General features: G+C 45.5%; 6 protein-coding genes. 2 read left to right on the plus strand and 4 right to left on the minus strand.

From position 1 onward, the window contains the following. The first annotated feature begins 374 nt into the window (after window positions 1-374). Window positions 375-5339 (plus strand): DNA repair ATPase, encoded by a 4965-nt coding sequence (locus OP864_RS13165; protein WP_270098622.1) that lies wholly within the window; start codon window positions 375-377, stop codon window positions 5337-5339. A 370-nt stretch (window positions 5340-5709) separates the two neighbouring features. On the opposite strand, the gene OP864_RS13170 is transcribed toward OP864_RS13165, so the two are convergent. Both OP864_RS13170 and OP864_RS13175 read right to left on the minus strand, forming a co-directional pair. Next, the gene (locus tag OP864_RS13170; protein WP_270098623.1) at window positions 5710-7938 is read right to left on the minus strand and encodes a hypothetical protein; all 2229 of its coding nucleotides are present in this window, start codon (window positions 7936-7938) and stop codon (window positions 5710-5712) included. Between the two features lie 274 nt (window positions 7939-8212). Next, window positions 8213-14350, minus strand: a complete 6138-nt coding sequence (locus OP864_RS13175; protein ID WP_270098624.1) for an alpha-2-macroglobulin family protein — start codon at window positions 14348-14350, stop codon at window positions 8213-8215. Between the two features lie 325 nt (window positions 14351-14675). Here OP864_RS13175 and OP864_RS13180 point away from each other — a divergent pair, with 325 nt between their 5' ends. Beyond that, a complete protein-coding gene (locus OP864_RS13180; protein ID WP_270098625.1) occupies window positions 14676-17003 on the plus strand; it encodes a hypothetical protein in 2328 nt (775 codons plus the stop codon). A gap of 363 nt (window positions 17004-17366) precedes the next feature. Here OP864_RS13180 and OP864_RS13185 read toward each other — a convergent pair whose 3' ends face one another. Together OP864_RS13185 and OP864_RS13190 are read right to left on the minus strand one after the other, a co-directional pair. Continuing rightward, window positions 17367-18287 carry a peptidoglycan recognition protein family protein gene (locus OP864_RS13185; RefSeq protein ID WP_270098626.1) on the minus strand — a complete coding sequence of 307 codons (921 nt, stop codon included), beginning with the start codon at window positions 18285-18287 and terminating at the stop codon, window positions 17367-17369. A gap of 134 nt (window positions 18288-18421) precedes the next feature. Next, a complete protein-coding gene (locus tag OP864_RS13190; protein WP_270098627.1) occupies window positions 18422-19630 on the minus strand; it encodes a hypothetical protein in 1209 nt (402 codons plus the stop codon). Window positions 19631-19668: the final 38 nt, after the last annotated feature.

A 19668-nucleotide genomic window follows, 5' to 3' on the forward strand; every position in this document is an offset into this window, starting at 1 on the left:
GTCCGCAGCTCGCAGGTTTGCTCGGCCCTTCAGCGCTAAAGCGCTTCGGTCTGGCCCTGCGGGCCACTGCTCCCCATCGCTAGTCCGTTCGGCCCAAGGGCCGGGCGGCTGCGCCGCCCCAATCAAAACCGCAAAAAAACGCTTAGTGGACCAAAAGGACGGCTAGGCGTTTTTTCATTTCATTTTGGTCCTTGAGTAGGCGGCCTAGCCGCCGCAGAGGCGCGCAGCGCCCGGCTGAGGGATGGAAAGGGGGGCGGCGAAGCCGCAGACCCAGCGGGCGCAGCCCGCGCAGGGCCGAGCAAACCTGCGAGCCCCGACACAGCCCGACCCGCCCGCAGGGCGGGGCAGCCCCAAGAAAATCTCCAAAAAAAATTATGGCAAAGGAAAATATAGCCCCAGAACAGGAAGAAGAGCAAAATAGCCAACTCGAAAGCGGCACCTATGAGGTCATTAAGGGCCGATTGAACCGCTACGGAAAAGAGTTGAGAGGCCGCCTAGATGAGCTAAATGTAGCTCGGAAAGAGGTCTTTGGTGCTATTGAGCTAGAACTCAAAGGGAACTCTCGCATCAATACCGAAAATAATTGTGTGGCCCGCGATATTATTGCGGTGGGCGACTTCTGTATTTTTGGTTATAATGTGCAAATGGGCCTTCGGTCCGAAATTAAGCTAGAAGATATTTTTAGCGCCTATCAATTTAATGGCGATCGCTTTGAGGAAAGTGATTTGAGCCCCCTTTTTGAGGGCCAAAATCGCCAGTTTTTAACCGACTTTAGCAACCTATTCCGCTATTATAAGGATGCGGTTTTTGCCAAATTCGCCATTGAGCAGAATAGTCCATTTTTCTATATGGTCTTTCAGCTTAGTGAGGATGTGAACGACAGCAAAATGTTCAAGTGGGAGGTCCGAGATGGGCAATTGCTCTATTTCAACCAACCGGGCGAGCATCGCTATAAATTTCCAGCTCAGCATGAGTTTGAGTGGAAAAAAGTGAGTCGGGAAATGTACCGCTATGGCGATCATCCGCATATTTCCATTTTGGACCGTGTGTTTGTAGAAACCGTGGGCGGCGATTTGACCATTAAGGTAGAAGACAATACCGCTGATGGGCAGGGAGTTTATCGGGAAGAGGTGGTCCAAAAGGACCAAAAACTAGAAGATGCGGACATCCAATTTGCCGATTTGGGCAATTTGATCGTCTTGAGCATGGCTCCTTATTTAGAAGATGCTCGCTATTTTGTCTTTAATGAAAAGCTACAATCGGTAGAGCGAATTGACACCTTAGAACATTCGGGAATTTTGTTGCCGGGCAGCCAAGGGCTCATCTTTGCCAATGGTTTTTATCTGCAAACTGGCGACTATAAAGTCTTTGATAAGGCGGGTGGTAGTGGCTATAAGTTTGAGCGTCGGGTACAATCTCCCAATGGAGAAGACCATCTATTCAGCTTCTACAATCAGCAAAAAGGGACCTATATTTTGCTCTCTTATAATGTGATTGAGCAGCAGGTGGCCACGCCCATTCATTGCCATGGCTACACCCTTTTCCCGAATGGAGAACTCTGTTATTTTAGAGCGGAGGAGAGTGCGACCAAGCACCATATGATTCAGATTTGGCAAACGCCTTATATTGAGGGCGACATCATTCCCTCTGAGCATACCGATAGCTTTTTGTACAAGGTGGGCAACCGCGACATTGTGCGGGCTATGGCCGAATGTCAAGAGCTACTGAGCTTATTGGGCAAGGATGAAACCTATAGCGATCTTTATTTTGACCTGACCAAAAAGTCTAATGACATCCTCGATGCCTATTATTGGATCAAGGACCCACAGGCTTTTGGGATCGATGCGCCCTTGGGGGAGATTCGCCAAGCGGCCAATGCCGCCATTGATGAGTTTGAGAAAGTACAGGCCATCAAGAAGGCGAGCAAAGAAAATATTCAAGAAGTAGGGCAGCGGGCCAACACCTTATTTAAGGAGGTTGAGCAAGCTAGCTTTAATCAGATTGGTGTTTTCGTCAACTTCTTATCTGAGTTGCGGATTATCCGTGGGGAAATCATCTCGCTCAAGGATTTGCGTTATGCCGACCTCCCTTATATTGAAGGCTTAGAGGCCCAAGCTGCCGAAAAACTAGCGCTCCTTTCTACCGAATGTGTGGCCTTTTTGCTGCGGCCCGATGCTTTGGAGCCCTATATGCAAAAAGTAGATGAGGCCAAAAAGGAAATTCCGGCGGTAGAAACGGCTCAGCAAGGGAAAAAACTAGAGGAACGCATTGATGGCATTGGTAAAGAGCTAGAGATGTTGATCGAGATTGTGTCTAACCTCAAGATTGAGGATGCGACCCAAACCACTCGAATTATCGACAGCATTACCGATATTTTCTCCCTGCTCAACCAAATTAAAGCGGCCCTTCGTCGCCGCCTCAAAGAGCTCACTTCTGCCGAGGGCCAAGCTGAATTTGCGGCCCAGATGAAGCTGATCGACCAGTCGATCATCAACTATATCGACATCTCGGATACGCCCAGCAAATGCGAGGAGTACCTAAGTAAATTGATGATTCAGGTAGAAGAGCTAGAAAGCAAATTTGCCGAATTTGATGAGTTTATTCTCAAGATTTCGGAAAAGCGAGAAGAGGTCTACAACGTATTTGAGACCAAAAAGCTCAGCTTGGTCGAGGCTATCAACCGCCGCTCATCGGCTTTGCAAACGGCAGCCGAGCGGATTTTGAAAGGGGTGCGCAATCGGGCCAATAAATTAAAATCGGTGGTCGAGATTAACGGCTTTTTTGCCTCTGACCTCATGATTGATAAGCTGCGCGAAAGCATTGAGCAGCTTAGAGAATTGGGCGATAGCAATAAGGCGGGCGATCTACAGACGCAGCTCAAAACCATTCAGGAAGATGCTTTGCGTCAGCTTCGGGACAAGGAAGATCTTTTCCAGGGCGGGGGCAATGCCATTCGCTTTGGTCGCCACAGTTTTGCGGTCAATACCCAAAGTTTGGATTTGACCATGGTCCCTCGTTCGGGCGGGATGTATTATCATTTGACGGGAACGGGCTTTTTTCAGGAAGTTGAGGACCCAGATTTTTTAGCCACCAAATCGGTTTGGGACCAAAGTTATCCTTCTGAAAATGCTCAGGTCTATCGGGCCGAATTTCTGGCTTATTTGGTACTCAAAGAGCTAGAAGCCAAGCAAAACTGGCTCAAAGAAGATGAGATTTTGCCTTATGTGCAGAAATTCATGGCGAGCCGCTACCAGGATGGCTACAACAAGGGCATTCACGATGAGGATGCGGCGCAGATATTGGGCAGTTTGCTCTATTTGCATCAGCATATTGATCATCTGTCTTTTGGTCCAGAAAGTCGAGTATTGGCGCAATTGTATTACCTCCGCCATTTGGAGGAAGAAGAGCGGCAGTTGTTGGACAAGCAGTTGCGTTCTGCTGGGCAACTGCTCAAATTGTTTCCCAAAAGCAAGGAATTTGACCGCTTGCTAGAAGATTTGGAGGCGGATATTCAGGATTATTTGGCCCAAACGGCTTTGTTTGCTCCGCATTTGGCGGCTCAAGCGGCTCGCTACTTGCTAAAAGAGCGGGCCAAGCGCAACTACTTCTTGATTTCGGGCCAAGCGCATGACCTCAAGCAGGCCTTTTTGGCCCTTTTAGAGGGAGAGGCCATGCAAAAGGATTTTGAACAGGCCATTCGAGAGCTGGATGAGTTTCCCAAACAGCAATTTGAGTTATTGCGGCAGTGGCTCAATGCCTTCTGCGATAGCCAAGAGCAGCCCAAAGCCTATTTGGATGAGGCCGCTTTGATTTTGTTATTGGGCCAATATCAGGAGAGTCAGGTCTTGCAGGTGAATACACAGCAAGAGCTGCTTGGCTTGCGGGGAGAGCACAACAACATTGGCGAAAATGGGCGCTATTTCCTCGATTACAACCGCTTTATGGATAAAATGCAGGCCTATATGGCCCAAGATCTGCCTTTGTATGAGCGTTTTATTCAGATGAAAAAAGACCTGACGCATCAGTTTAAGGAGCAGTTGCGATTGAGCGAGTTTAAGCCTAGAGTACTGTCCTCTTTTGTCCGAAACAAACTGATTGACCAGCTATATCTCCCCATTTTTGGCGATAACTTGGCCAAGCAAATCGGTACTTTGGGCGAGGGCAGCCGAACGGACCGCATGGGGATGTTGCTCCTCATTTCGCCTCCTGGTTATGGTAAAACCACCTTAATGGAATATGTGGCCAACCGCTTGGGCTTGATCTTTATGAAGATTAACGGTCCAGCTATTGGACATGATGTGGTCTCTTTAGATCCTTCAGAGGCCAAGAATGCGGGGGCACGCAAAGAGCTCGAAAAGCTCAACCTCTCTTTGGAAATGGGCGATAATGTGATGATTTATCTGGATGATATTCAGCACTGTCATCCCGAGTTTTTGCAAAAATTCATCTCTTTGACGGATGGACAGCGAAAAATTGAGGGGGTTTATCAGGGCCAAACCAAAACCTATGATTTGCGTGGTAAGCGGGTTTCGGTAGTCATGGCGGGTAACCCTTATACGGAAAGTGGGGACAAGTTCCGCATTCCCGATATGTTGGCCAACCGGGCCGATATTTACAATTTGGGGGATATTATTGGAAAAACGCAAGATATTTTCGAGCTCAGTTATATAGAAAACTCCTTGACTTCCAATCCTGTTACCCAAAAATTGGCGGCCAAATCTATTGATGATTTGTATCCCATTTTGGAGTTTGCCCAAACGGGCCGCAGAGAGGGCCTAGAGTTTCGGGCCAATCACTCGCCTCAGGAGCTTAACGAATATGCGGCGGTTTTGAAAAAAATGCTGCGCATTCGAGACGTCATTCTCAAGGTCAACCAAGGCTATATCAAATCGGCGGCGATGCCCGATGCCTACCGAACCGAGCCGCCCTTCCTTTTGCAGGGCTCGTATCGGAACATGAACAAATTGGCGGAAAAAGTGGTGGCCGTGATGAATGATGAGGAGATTGAAACCTTGTTGATCTCGCATTATAAAGGGGAATCACAAACCTTGACCACCAGCGCCGAGGCCAATATGCTCAAGCTCAAAGAGATGATGGGCCTACAAACCGAGGAGGAGCGAAAACGCTGGGAAGAGGTCAAAGCGGCTTATGTCAAAGACCGTTTATTGCAGGGCGATGAGCAAAACCCCATGGTCCAAATGGTGGCGCAGCTCTCCAACTTTTCCGATCAACTTGGGCATATCCAAAAGGCTATTCTCAAGGGGATAGAAGAGGCGGCCAAACGGCCTGTAGAGGCGCCCAGCAAACGAACTGCTGGTCCATCCTTTAAGAAACGCTAGTACGAAAAAGACTTCCATTTTTGGGAGTCTTTTTTTTGGGGCTGCCCCAGCCTTTGGCTGGGTCGGGCCATTGCGCAGCTCGCAGGTCTGCTCGGCCCTGCGGCGGCTTCGCCGCCTTGGTCTGCCGCCTGCGGCGGCCCTGCTACAGCCCCTCAGCCTGCGGGCCTTCGGCCCTTTTTACTGTAGGTTGAAACCTACAGCAACAGCGGTATTGCTGCGCAATGATATCTGAATGAGGGTTAAAACCCTCATGGATTGAACGGCATCTAAAATTATACAAAAGCTGGATGGATTGGCCGCAAAAAAGCAAAGCCCCAAACGGAAGTTTGGGGCTTTGGTCTAAGCGAAAAGGGCCAAAAAAATAGGCCATTTAGGCTTGTTTTTCTCTCCAAGAACTATCCCTTTTTAGGCTAACCGTCCAAGGACCAGATTGATTTTGTTTAAAATCTAAAGCTACTTGTTGAACTTTATCAGCAATGAGCTCAGAAGACAATTTTAGGTCGAAGCGAATGCGCATAGAAGGCCCCTTTTTTATACGCGACCAACTGCTGGGGTCCGCACTAATATAATTGCCAATATTAAAACTTAAGGCTTGTGCTAATCGACTAAGATCAGCACTATTGGCAGGGTCTTCTCCCTTCGCTATCCATTTATCTTTGGTGATCCCTAGAAATGTCTCTATATCATAGTTTACTACTAGTTGAACGGCAATTATTGTGGTCGCTATACATTTTTCAAACTTGGGTGCTAAGCACTTTTGCTCAATGACCGAGGCGGTTAATGATACCCCTTCATTATTATAGCCGTTTATCCATTTTTCTCCCTCATCATTAAGTGCAACAACAAAGGCTGCAGGCGTTGACTTGCCTTGAAATAAGACATTTTTCAGCGCATAATCTACTTTCAGGCGCATCTCTCCATCAAAGTTGATATAGGGGAAATCAGCATGTTTAAATGCTAGTTGGACAAAGTAACTAGAGTCTTTAAATTCTGGTTTTTGAATGGCTTTATAAGCGCATCGACTCGCTTGCAAAACTGTATATTCTAAACCAGCAGGAGCAGGAAGTAAGATGATTTTAAATTTAAGCAAATAGTCTTTTTGTACTTGAATTTCAGGATTTGCTTTTAGCCGACTAATCACTGCGTTTAGTCTCTCCTCTTCTCCAAGTCCTAAAATGCTATCTTGAAAGACGCAGTCTAAAAGTTGCTGCTGTGAAAACTTTGTTTTTTCCCCATTCAAAAACTTCATTTTAGATGATAAGACTATCTCTTTAATTCGGTCATAAACAAAAAAGGCATCTTCCCCCTTTATTCCCTCCATAAATTCATGTTCTAAACTAGCGAGGAACTGATCTTTATTGATGCAGCGCTGAGGGTTTTGACGAAGAAGCGTTTTAAATTCACTGATCCAAGCTGAGCAGGCTGATCGAATCCATTTTTTTGCTTCTTCGTCTTTCATTTCAAGGAGGAGCTGCTCTTTTACAAAACATCCTGTAGACCAATTATTGGCCAATAACTTTTGTTCATTGATTTTGGCAATAGCCATATCTTCCTTAAACCAATTTTCTGCAAAGTCTTTTGGAAGTTTAGTATTGTCCACAAGTATTTTCTTCAATAATTGAGGATCATACTCTTGCTCTGCTTGAATCGCAGCGGCCCAATTTTGAAATAAATAGCTGTGCAATTTAGGGTGTATCCCTTGCCTGGCAGCCATCAAATTAGAAATGCAGGAGGTAGACTTAATTTTATACTTGAAGTATTCCTCAGCAGGCGGGAGCAAGTCGTATTCATTATTGATTTTCATTTTAATATAGCTGATTACCCCAGCTAGTTTTTCTTCTAGCAGGAGAAGATCCTTTTCTTGCTGCTCTATTAGTTCCTCCTCCGTCAAAAAGTCATTTTTGGCCAAGGCTTGGTCCAAAATGCTTTCTAGTTGGTTGGGGGAAAGGACATAAGGCGCAATGGTGGACTCAATAAAGCGGGATTTAGCTCTATACTTCTTAATCTTTTCTACTGCATCATAACGCTCAAAAATTTGGGCCAATTCTTCTAAAAATAGGCTGGGCGGCTTGTTGTCTGCCTGCTCTACTAAAGCCTTAATATCTGCGGCAATTAGACGGCAAACTTTGAGCTTTTTACCTTCCTTGAATTTAATGTAAAGCTCATCAAGGTGTAAGGTTTCCCTCCATTCGTCTTTTTGGATATTGCCTTGAAGTTTTCGTGCTTTTAAAGCAACTTTTCGAGCATTTAGAGCAAACTCTAATAAAAAATCAGTTTTAGGAATATCCTCTTGCTTAAGGACCGAAAATAGCTGCTCCAAATTGGCCTTATCTGTTTTGAGCTGTGGCTTAAAGGCTTTTAAGCCCTCTTTGGTCTTGAGCAAAGCCGCCTTTAGGCTCGGGCGATCGGGATCCTCTGCAGGAAGTTCCTGATAAAGCGCATAAAGCTCTTGATATTGGGCCAAGGTTTCTTCATAAAGGGCTGTATCTTCTTGATACTGCTGCTGTTTTGCCAAAAAAAGTTCTCGCTGGTTCATCTGTAATAGATTTAGCTGACCAAAAAATAAACTGGATAAGAGAAAAATGGCTAATGCTTTCATTGTTTTGTTTTTGTGTTTATTCAAAGGTAGTAACTTTTATTTGTAAACGCAAAATTAGTTTAAAATTTTTATCCAAAAATGGCCGAAGGCCATTTGGCCTAGCGATGTGCAGCAGTGCGGCGCAGCCGCAGACCAAGGCCGTCAGGCCGCAGGGCCGAGCGAATAGCGAGCTGCGAAACGTAGCGCCGCAAGGCGAAGCCGCAGCGGAGGCCCCAAAAAAATACCCCCCATCAGAAGATGCTGATGAGGGGTAAAAAATGCTAAAGGGCCTTGTTTATTTTACTTCTAGGCGGATACCTTGAGAATGTGAAGAAAACTCGGGGGCGTACATGCATTGAATGCTGCTAATTCCGTTGCTAAAGTCGCCTTTTTGGGCCACTCGAACAGGGTATTCAAAGACATAGGTTCCTTTGCTCAGATAAGAGAAAAAGAAGTGCGTAGCGGCATCTTTGGTGCTTTCGTAATAGCCTAAGCCGCCTTGGTATTTATATTGGCTGAGCACATTGGTAGGCTCAAAAGCGGCGGCTCTTTGGTCTTTGAGGTGGACATATTCCATATCTCGATCCACACGAAGTTCGATGCGGACCATGACCAAATCGCCTACTTCTAGGCCTTTTTCGGCGGTGATGGGCTGTAATTCTAGCCCTCGATCGCCTTTTACTTGCTTAAAGAGCTGCTTTTTGAGTTGCAAAGGCGTTTCTTCAAAGCTTTCAATCTTATCGAGTTGCTCGAAATACTGCCAGTAGATCGCGCCCCAAGCCACAGAAGCATTGGGATTTTTGATTTCTACTTGGGCCATTTTCGGTTGAATTTCCTTAGCCGACCAGCGTTTTTTGATGTAGCCCGTGCCAGGCTCGGGATTCAAGGCTTGTTGGTCCAGTAGTTCTCCCCCCAATTTGATATCAACGGGTTGGCTATCGACCAAATAGTTTTCTCCACGGGCCAAGAGGGCATAACAGGCGGCGGCGGTTGCCTTAGTGGTTTTCCAATGCGTCGTTTGCTTGGCCTTGAGCAACCAAGTTTTGAGTGCTTCCACCGTTTCTTGATCATTGGCCACCTCATCAAAGAGTTCGATCATCAAACAATGGCGTTCGATGGGCAATTCGTACCAGAAATAGCCATGTGGCGACTGCCAGTACATGCCCATTTCTTCCGATTTGAGGGCTCGTTCTTTTAAGGATTTGATAATGCTCTGCTGTACTTCGGGAAGGTTTTCGTCGCGGTGTAGGGCAAGGGCAATCATACCTTGCATGTAAATTGACTTCTTGAGGGCGTAAGTCTGCATTTGTCCAGTATAATAGGCTCTAGCCTCTCTTAGGCGGCGGCTTTTCAACTCCACCTTAGGGAAAAAGCTGCGGGCATAGAAATAATGGATCACCATATAATCCAGATGGTCCTCTTTGAGGTAAGCTTCTGGATCTTTTTGGCGTTTGGCGGTCGCCTGCAAGCGATCGTAATGATCGAGCAATTCATTATCGATATACTGAACCGCTTTGATGATCATATCCTGGCTCATGGGCTCATTTTCTTGGGCCACGCCCATCACTTGCAAATGGCCCATGCCTTCTACAATATATTGGCTGATGTACCAGCTATCTCGGCCACCGGGGAACCAAGGGAAACCACCATTGCCCAGCTGGCGATCGGCCAATTTGCGCAAGGCTTGTTTTTGTTCTTGGCCCATGCGATTGAGATCAAACAAAACGCCTAGATGCTTCTTTTGTTGGGCTTCTGATTGGGCCTGCAAAACCCAGGGGGTTTCTTCCAAAAGGGCATTTTTGAGTGCTTGGTTTTTGCTCAAATTGCTTTCTAGAGCTTTAGAGCCAGCGGCTTTCCAAGCCTCAAACACTCGCTTAATTTTGGGATGTGAATTGGCCACATTAGCGGCCAAACTGTTGGCATAATAGCGAGAGAACAACTGCTCGCTACACTCATGGGGGTATTCCATGAGGTAGGGGAGCGACTGCACCGCATACCAAGCAGGATTAGGCGTAAACTCTAAAGTATAGCTATAGTGTTCGAGGGTATTTGACTTACTGAGTTCCTGCATACGCTTAAACTCAAAGTTTTTATTGGTTTTTCCTCGAACGGGTAGGGGCATGCTTTCGGTCACCAACATACGGTTGCTCAAAACAGGCAAGCTACTTTCCTCTCCATCGCTAAATTGTCCAGCTTTGGCAACAATTCGATGCACCACAGGAGTGGTCCAGTTGCTGGGAACCTCTAATTCCCAGCTTAGGGCCATAGCGCCTTTGGCCTTTAGGCTAAAGCTTTGGCGATTGTTTTTATTGGCCCATTCGGCATCAATCGCTTGCATGCTATAGGCATCAAAAAGCAGCAATTGGGCTTCGCCTTCTAGCTCCTTATCTACCAAAGAGTTGATTTTTGCCGAAAACTCCATTTTATCGCCTTGGCGGAAGAATCGGGGGGCATTAGGGACCACCATAAGGTCCTTTTGCGTCTGTACAAAGGCCTCTTTTTGCCCTACTTTGAGGTCTTCTGTATGGGCCAAAAGCATCAAGCGCCAGCGAGTAAGGGCCTCATTCATGGTAAAGGACAAAATGACATTTCCTTCTTTATCGGTGCGCAGCTGAGGGAAGAAAAAGACGGTTTCATTGAGGTTGGTACGGACCTTTACGTCTCCTAAGTCTCCTGCATCTTTGTCGCTGGGCTCTTCGGGCGCTTCGGCTAGTCCACTATCTGTAATAGGGGTGGGGGGAGGGGGAGCTGTTTTTTCTGCAAAGTCGTCGACCATAGCTTCTTCCATTGCAGGTTCTCCAAACACTTCTGCTTCTTTCTTCTCTGCACGGCCCGCAGCTCTTGTAGCTCTAGAACGAGACTTATACATTCTTCTAGGGCTAAAGCCCCAATCATAGAAAGAAAAGCCCTGCCAGTTGAGGCTACTCCATTTGTGGCTAGGGTAGCTATAAGAGAGGTTCCAGTCGAAGGCGGCTACTAGGCTAGCTTGTTCTACAGACATGCAGTTGGTGGACCAGTTGCTGCTGCCATAATAAGCGCCATACAATGACAAGCCCCAATTATGACTGACTAAAGCATCTAGAGAAGCATCATAGAGCGAGGCGACAAGCTCTGCTTCTGCAGCGGCCTTATTGGGTCCTGTAATTTTAAGTTCCCAACGTTCTTCTTGGCCAGGCTGCAACTTATCTCTAAAGGTAGAGAGCTCTATATTGAGTTTTTTGTTGCTATGTGGCACATAAACATTGATACGTTGGCTAAAGCTGCGGTTATAGCGCAGGCCGACTAGACGGAAATAGAGATTGCCCCGATCATCTTCCTTAACGGTATAGCTTTGTTTGTTCCATTTTTCGCCTAATTGCAACCAGCTTCTCTGGCTAATGCCTATCCCTTTTTGATCGCACTCGAAGAGTACGGGAAAATCTGTAGCTGAAGCTAGGGCAAATTCAATCTTTTCGCCTGGCTCTACGGTAAAGCTACTTTGGTTGGCAAAGAGAATATCTTGTACACTTGCTTTTTTAGTTTGGCTATTAAACAAGCGGAACTCTCGTTCTAGCTTAATCTCTTGGCCATACTTATCGGTAGTTTTTACGCTCAGGCGATAGTAGCCTGTGGGCCACTTCTTGAGCAATTTCTGCAGATCAATTTCTTTTTGCTCTGCGGTATTGATGCTGCTTTTTGCCTGCTTTTTGAGCACCTTCCAGTTGCGGCTTTGGTCCTCTTGCTTATAGGCAATATGTGGAAAAGCAGCCTTAAACTCCTGCTCGCCCAAGCTGTAATAATCGGGTAGCTCCCATTGGCGCTTAACATAAATGTTTTCGGGCTCTTCTAGGCGCTCCCAGCTCAATTCGAGCAGAGCGGGCTCAAAACCACCATTGAGGTTGCGGCTATTGAGTTTTAGCTTGCCTAGCTTTTGCCCTTGGTCCAACTCGCTTTTCAAGTCAACAGAGAGGTCTAAGGCTATGGCGCCTACTCGAACAGAGGTTTGGCTAGAACGGGTCTCTCCATTGATGTCTGTTACATCTACATAAATGGTATAGTTAAAAACAGGCTGCTTATCTAGGCTGATGCTTTTGTCTGGAACGGCCTCAAATTCAATTTTGGCCACTCCTTTCTCATCTGTTACGCCTTCTCCTTTGGTAATTTCTTGGCTTTGGCCCGACCAAGGGTTCCAGCCCCAATAACGCCAATAGGGGAAGCGCACTTCTCGGACTACTCGATAGCTAAATTTGGCCTCACTAATAGCAGGACCCGCCAAGGCTTCTGCCTGAGCCAAAACAGTAACTTGATCATTGAGTTTATAGGCTTCTTCCTGAGGCAAGAAGTTGACCTCAAACTTGGGACGCTTGTATTCTTCTACTCGAATGCTGTGGCTACTGTAGTAGCCTAGGCTCGTATTCCGAATGGTCATTTGTCCCATTAAGCCAGTGGTGGGAGCCGTAAAACTGCCCTGCAAGCTACCGTATTCATTGGTGGTAAGTCTGAGCTCTTCTAGCTTCTGCCCATTGACATCAAATAGCGAGATGGCATATTCCTGATTTTTGACGACCTTATACTGCTCGCCTTTGCTGTACAAGGCAATGCCCTTAAAGTAGATGGTCTGTCCGGGGCGATAAATGGCCCGATCGCTAAAAAATCGAATTTCTGTACTGCCATTCACTCTAGGCTCCTCATAATCGTAATTATAAAAGCTGCTTTCTGGCAAAAGAAAGTCTTTCCCTTTCTCTATCCGAATGTTATAGCTATAGTAATCATCATCTCTCTTGATGTTTTTACTCAAGGCATAGCCCATTCCATCTGTAAGCACCGACTTCAGGCGCTTCCAGTTGTATTTTTTGCTGAAGCTATTATATTGTCGCTCTCTAAATTCTACTTTTACTCCTTTTTGAGGTTCTCCCGTCCAGCGATTAACGACAATAAACTCATAGAGGCCCTTTTCTTGCCGCTGAATGAGGCCCAAATTGGTCAACTGAACCACAGCAATACTATTCGCATTCTTGGCATAACTAAAGTCTGCATTAGCCGAAAGCTGAACGACATAAATGCCTGGATCCGCTTGGGCGGGAATCATGAGCTCTGTGCCATGCATCTGAAAATCTCCAGAGTCAATTAACTGATGAGACTGGCTATATACGGGATCTCTTTTGGCCAAAAAGTCTATTTGCTCCTGATATTCATAGCGAATTTCCTGAAAACGCTCTAGCTCCGACTCGCTCAACTTGATGAGGCGCAGATGAACCTGACTCAAGTTTTTATAATCCAAACGAATGAGGCCCGCCTGATTTAAAGGCAAATAACGCTCTATTCTATGCTGCAAATACTTTTGCGCCAGCTCTACCTTTAAGCTTTGCGCCTGCTTGGCCCCAAAACTCTTGGGGTAATCGGCAATAATGCTTGTGGCTATAGAATCGGCCACTTTTAAGGCCCAACGCGCCTTTGGATCTGGCTGACTAGGCGAATAACCCTGCCCTATTTGCTTATAATAAGTCGCTTTGGCAAAAATGATTTCGGCCACAGCAGCCTGTCCCTCATATTTTTCTTCCAAGGCGGTCAAAGCAGCCAAATAAAGCGCATCCTTGTCCGCATTAATAGATTGTGAATAAGTCCATTTTAAGCGACGCAACTCAAACTGTAAGAGGACCAAAGGCGACTTTCTTTCTAGCGATCTGGCCACAATTTTCTGATACAGTTTTAAGGTCTGCCATTTATGCGAAAAGCTATCTCTGCTCTCAATTTTTTGCCCAACAAACTCCTGCCCAACAGCAAAAAGCGCAGGCGATTCCACATAAAACTGATAAGCGGGCTGACTCAAATAGCTGTTCTCATTTTCAAAGAAATTGAGGGCTCTTTGGGCCAATAATTCATAAAGCGTAGGCTGCAAATCTGCATCAAAATCTGTCCGAGACAAAATGGGCGCAAATTGCCCCAACTCTAACTCTAAGGCCGCTGGATTCGACAAAGAAGCCCAATACAAAGCAAATGCCTGCTCCGTAATTCGCTCAATATCCCAAGTCCGAATGTCTTGGAGCTCCAAATCATTCACCTTGCTCCGATCCGAGAACTTATAATAGTGATTGCTCAAATACTCATGATAAAGCTGAGCCACCATAGACTGCAAGAGCGCTTTTTCACTGCCCTCGGCCTTTTGCATCTCTTCTTCCAAGCGATAAATGGACTTCACTAAACCGTCCTCTTCTAAACTGCCCTGAAACTTATTGTAATACAACAAGCCCTTGACATAATGCGCCGTTCGAGCTGGTCCAGCCTCTGCTTTTCGAATAATTTGCAGCAAACTGTCCGTCTTTTTAAGGGCCGATTCCGGCAAGCCCTGCCTATCTAAAGAGTCAATCTCTAGCCAGGCCTTTTCATAGTTTTGGGAAAACATCTGGGTACTAATTAAAAGGCTAAATAATAGCCATAATGGGTATTTTTTCATTGGCTTCGTTTTAATGAAAGAAGATAAAGGGGATCCACTAGAAGATGCAACTTTTTTCGCAATAGTGGGCGCTCTTATCCTTCTTTTGTTTTCTTTAAGACTTGTTGTTTTGGGGCCTCCGCCTCCCTTCGGTCGTCGGCGCTACGTTTCGCAGCTCGCTGTTCGCTCGGCCCTGCGGCCTGACGGCCTTGGTCTGCGGCTGCGCCGCACTGCTGCACATCGCTAGGCCGAATGGCCTTCGGCCATTTCTGCAGCCAAAAATCCAAACTTGTTTTGCGTTTACAAATAAAAGTTACTACTTTTAGGTAAACACAAAAACAAAGCGATGAAAGCATTAGCCATTTTTCTCTTATCCAGTTTATTTTTTGGCCACCTAAATCTATTACAGATGAACCAACGAGAACTTTTTTTAGCAAAACAGCAGCAGTATCAAGAAGATACAGCCCTTTATGAAGAAACCTTGGCCCAATATCAAGAGCTCTATGCGCTTTATCAGGAGCTTCCTGCAGAGGACCCTGATCGCCCGAGCCTAAAGGCGGCTTTGCTCAAGACCAAAGAGGGCTTAAAAGCCTTTAAGCCGGAGCTCAAAATGGATAAGGCCAATTTGGAGCAGCTATTTTTGGCCCTTAAGCAAGAGGATATTCCTAAGGATAAATTTTGGCAATTATTTCAAGCCTATTGTGTAGATATGCAGAAGACTTGTAAAAAAGCAAAAACTAATGTAAGAGGAGCTGCAACTTGGAAAACCAGCTCCCCTCAATCTGATTTGAGTGGTATTTACAACCTTTTTACTTACAAAAAAAGAAAGTCTATTATCAAAGAGCTTGAAGACGAACTTTATGCTAGCGTACAAGCTGCAGACAAAAAATCACCTACAGCCTTTTTAGAAGAACTCGAAGCTATTTTTGCTAACTATGAAAAAAAAGCTGCTAGCAAAGATGGCAGATCAGACCATAAACAAATAGAAACTTCCCTAGACTTTAAAAACTATGTCCTTTCCCCAAACCAACTAGAAAGCATTTTGGACCAAGCCTTGGCCAAAGACGACTTTTTGACGGAGGAGGAGTTGGAGGCGAAGAAAGAGAGAGAAATAGAGGAAAAAAAAGAAGCAGATTCTACTTACCGAGAAGAACTGGCTAGATTCAATGAAGTTCTAAGGTATTGCAACAGTAATATTTTGAACAAGCTTCATGTCATAGAGAGTTCAGAAGAAACAACTGCATTAGCCAAAGGTGTAGAGTACTATATTTCTGCCAAGGAGTTAATAGAATTTTTAGGAAAAGGAAATACAGGACATCCTCTTGTTCGGGCAGAACTCATTAAACAATTGGCTGCTCAACTAGATAGTAGCAAGCAATACTCCATACGAGAATTAGTGGTAAAGATTGAAAATAGCCTAGAGCTTTCTACAGCCTTTAGTACCCATCTCTTTCTTCAGGAGTTTTATGATTTTCAAAAACAAGAGTGGGTAGAAGGAGCTCCTCCAGCAGGTAAAGAACTCTATCCCCCAGATTGGTTAAGTAGTTGCTTTGATCCTAGATTACGCAAAAGCCAGCCAAGTCGAGAAGTGGCCATTATACAGCTAAAAGAAAAAATTGAAGCTTGGTTTGAAAAACTACAGCCCAGTATAAAAGATCCTAATATTAGCAATTACTGTCTAAACAAAAAGCGATGGAAGGCTAGTCTAAGCTATCTTTTTTCAGCATCGACAGCAACTGGGCTAAAAATACCTCTTTTAGAAGACTATTTTTTAGCTAAAATGGATCAAATCGACCCCAAGGAAGATCATCTTTATATGAAAGATTTTACCACAGAAGTTTGGGATGATTTTCTGGGCGATAAAGATTTTCAACGAGTAGATCCTTTCCATAACTTATTAGCTGAAGAGATTAAGCAATTGGCAGATAGTGCGGTAGTGCTCTTATCGCCAGCCAAAGAATGGGAAAAAGCAATTCGAGCAAGTCGTTGTCAGGGAGCAAAACCACTGCTTTTAGAGCCTATAGATGCTGTTTACAACTTGGCCCAAATGCCAATAACATTTTCACTTCAAGGAGAAGAAAGACTTGCTCACTTTGATAAAGTGACTATTGGTTTTCCACTAAAATATGAATATGGGATAGCCCCCGGAGTAGGTAACAGCCTTCGGCAAGTTGCGTTTCTCTCTTTTGATGAGAGCAAAAGCCCCGTCATTGTAGGAGGGGCTAATATAGCCAATATGAAAATTCATAGCCTAACATCAGATACTGTTCGACGCCAAAGGAATGGAAATAGCATGGATAGCTATTGGGTATTTAGCGTTCGTGCCGAGATTGATCTATTCTCTATATTGGGGATAGACACCACTGCTTTATCGACGCTTGATGAGGATGATATTCCTTTTTATCTATTAGAAGAAATCCGCAAATACTTTGGCTCTTCAGTAAGTATAGGGCCAATATCCTTTGATATTAAGAACCCCGAAATAAAAATAGATTACCTAGCAAAAATGGAGGTCAAGTTAAGTTCTTATCCCAAAGGAATCGAAAGCCTGCTCCTCCAAAACCACTTAACAGGTCCTACTAAGTTCAATCCTATACCCAACTATGGGTTGAAGGTAGATGATAAACATAAAGCAAGCATCTTTTGGGAACAACTGCCCAAAGTAAAAAAATAAAAACCAGTTACTCCAAGCCCCAAACGGGAGTTTGGGGCTTTGCTTTTTTAATAAAGGATTGCGCAGCAATACCGCTGTTGCTGTAGGTTTCAACCTACAGTAAAAAGGGCCGAAGGCCCGCGGCTGAGGGATGGGCAGCAGTGGCCGAAGGCCAGACCGAAGCCGCCAAAGGCGGCTGAAGGGCCGAGCGAACAGCGAGCTGCGAGACAGCCCGACCCGAGCGATAATTCATGAGGGTTTTAACCCTCATTTTGTATAGCTTCGCAAAGCGATACCGCTTTGCGCTGGGTTTCAACCTAGCGGAAGGGGCAGCCCCAAAAAAAAGGAAAAACGATTAAAATCGTTCTTCCTTAGAAGCCCTTGTTATTTAAATAGGCGATAGACCTTTTGCAAGACATTGATGAGTTCGGCCTGCGGAAAAGTATCAAATTTGCCGTATTCAAAGTTGGTGTGGGTGCAGAGTTTTCGGCGGAGGGCCATAGCCTCCCAGCTCAGTTCAAACCAGTCGTTCATGGGGCCATCTTGGCCATAATTGATATGGAGTTTTTGGCCCAAAACCACCAACAGCCGATAGAGGGCATCGAGTTGGGCGGGGCTGTATTTATGCCAATATGTATAGGTTCGGAAAGGCTGCGGCAAGATGGCCACCTCATTGGCTGGCACCTCAATTTTGCCGCCCAAAGCATAGTAGCGGCCATTTTTTTTCTCCAAAATGCCCCAGCTACAAAGCTCAATGCCCACATAAGATTGATTGACCAAAATGTTGTGCTCATTGGAAAAGCCCATGCGTTTGCTCAGAATATGGTGGGCCCAAGCATCGATTGGAATACATTGCACAATTTTTCCGTCGCTTTCGGCATTGCCCGAGGCGCCCCCTCTGCCGATGACAAAATGGGTGCCTACAGGGCCTCGGCGGTCGGCTTTCCAGACCTCCACCACCCGCTCGGGCCGGCCCCCAGAAACCGTATGATGTAAACAAACGCCAATTTTTTTGCTGCTGCTATGGATATACTCGCCGGGGCCTAAATCTAGATATTGGTCGACAATTGGGTCAAAAGCTTGGGGATGCTGGTTGATTCGTTGATTGATTTTGGCCCAGGTTTTTGGTCCAACAACACCATCGGCCCAAAGGCCTTCTTTTTTCTGGAATTTCTTGACCGCCTGTTCGGTCACGGCGCCAAAAAGACCATCGGCCACCAAAGGGTAGCCCAATTGACTAAGTTGCTGCTGCAGACTTTTGACGGCCTGACCTTGGTCATTTCTTCTGATTGTGGGATTGCTCATAGGGAAAGGTTGAAGCTTAGAAAATCAGTTGTTTTTGATTAGTTAGCAACTTTTTAGCCTAGTTGGCTTTTGTTGGAGACTTTCTTTGGGGAGGACCAAAAAAAAGCTGCCGAAAAAATCAGCAGCTTATCATTTTACCAGTTGATAATCATCTTTTTCTTTACTCGCCAACCTTGACCCTGTCGGACCAATAGGCCGGGGGTGATTTTGGCATGAGGGGGGATTTGGCCATCTTGATAAATATCGGCAGAGGCCCGTAAATAATTTCGATGGTCGGTATTTACTCTAGCGAGTACAGCAGGTTCTAGACGCAGACTAAAGCTAGCTTCTTGGCTCTGTTCATCTACATACTCTAGTAGAAAAAGGCTAGTAGGGCTAGGCGTTTGGCTAATGTCTTGGCCGTAAAATAGTCCATCTTTTGGATCGGGGGGAGCGTTGAGGTAGGCTTTCATTTTAGGTTTTTGAGGAGTAGGAGATGGCTCCGTTTTATGCTCTTGCAAAGGCCGTTTTTCTCGATTTTGGGCGATTAAATCATCTTTCAGCCGTTCAATTTCTTGTTTATACCGCTTAATATCTTTCTCTGCACTTTGCAATCGTTGTTGAGCGGCGGCCACTTCTTTTTGGAGCTGTCTATTTTTACTTTGGAGCTGTTCTTCTGGGCTGGCAAAATTGCTCTTTTCTTCCTTCTTTTTAGCTGGTCGAACGGCGGCGCCAATAAATAGGCCCAACAAAAAGCCAATAGCCAAACCGCCGCTAATCCAGCCATAGGGTAAGCCCGTGGAGGCCTCTGCTTGGGCTGTCTTTGCCTTGGGTTTTTCGGCTTTTACTGGAGCTTGTTCTAGCTTAGTGAGTGATTGGTAGTAGGCTCGTTGAGCGGGAGCTGCCTGCAGCTCTTCTGGATGTTGAAGGTAGTAGGCATGTATCTTTTCTATGCTTTGGCAAATCAGGATTTGCGCCAGTTTTTGTTGCTCTGTTTCTTTTCGGAGAAGGGCAATCGTGGGCTGTCGAAAAATGCTATCCCATTTGTTATTAGCGCTAGGGTAGTCTTTTAGCTTTTGGGCCCAAAAGCTACTATCTGTATTGGGCTTCCATTCGTGTAGCTTTAAACTTTGGTAAGCGCCTAATAAAATATTATTGCCCTTACCTTTTCCTTCAGCGCCAAAAGATTGTTTAAAAATAGTGCTGACATCGACCAAATTGAAGCCATCAACTTGACAATTACAGCTTGTTTTTATTTCTTCAATAATGGCTGTTTGCTCTTGTGGATTCCAGCTTGTTTGTTGGGCCCAAAGGCTAGCTGGGAGCAGAAAAGCAGCGCATAGCAGTGTTTTGTATTTTGACATAGGGTTATGGTTTGGGAGAGCGCTAGCCCTCAGGGCCA

This window comes from Saprospira grandis (genome assembly GCF_027594745.1).
Classification (GTDB): Bacteria; Bacteroidota; Bacteroidia; order Chitinophagales; family Saprospiraceae; genus Saprospira; species Saprospira grandis.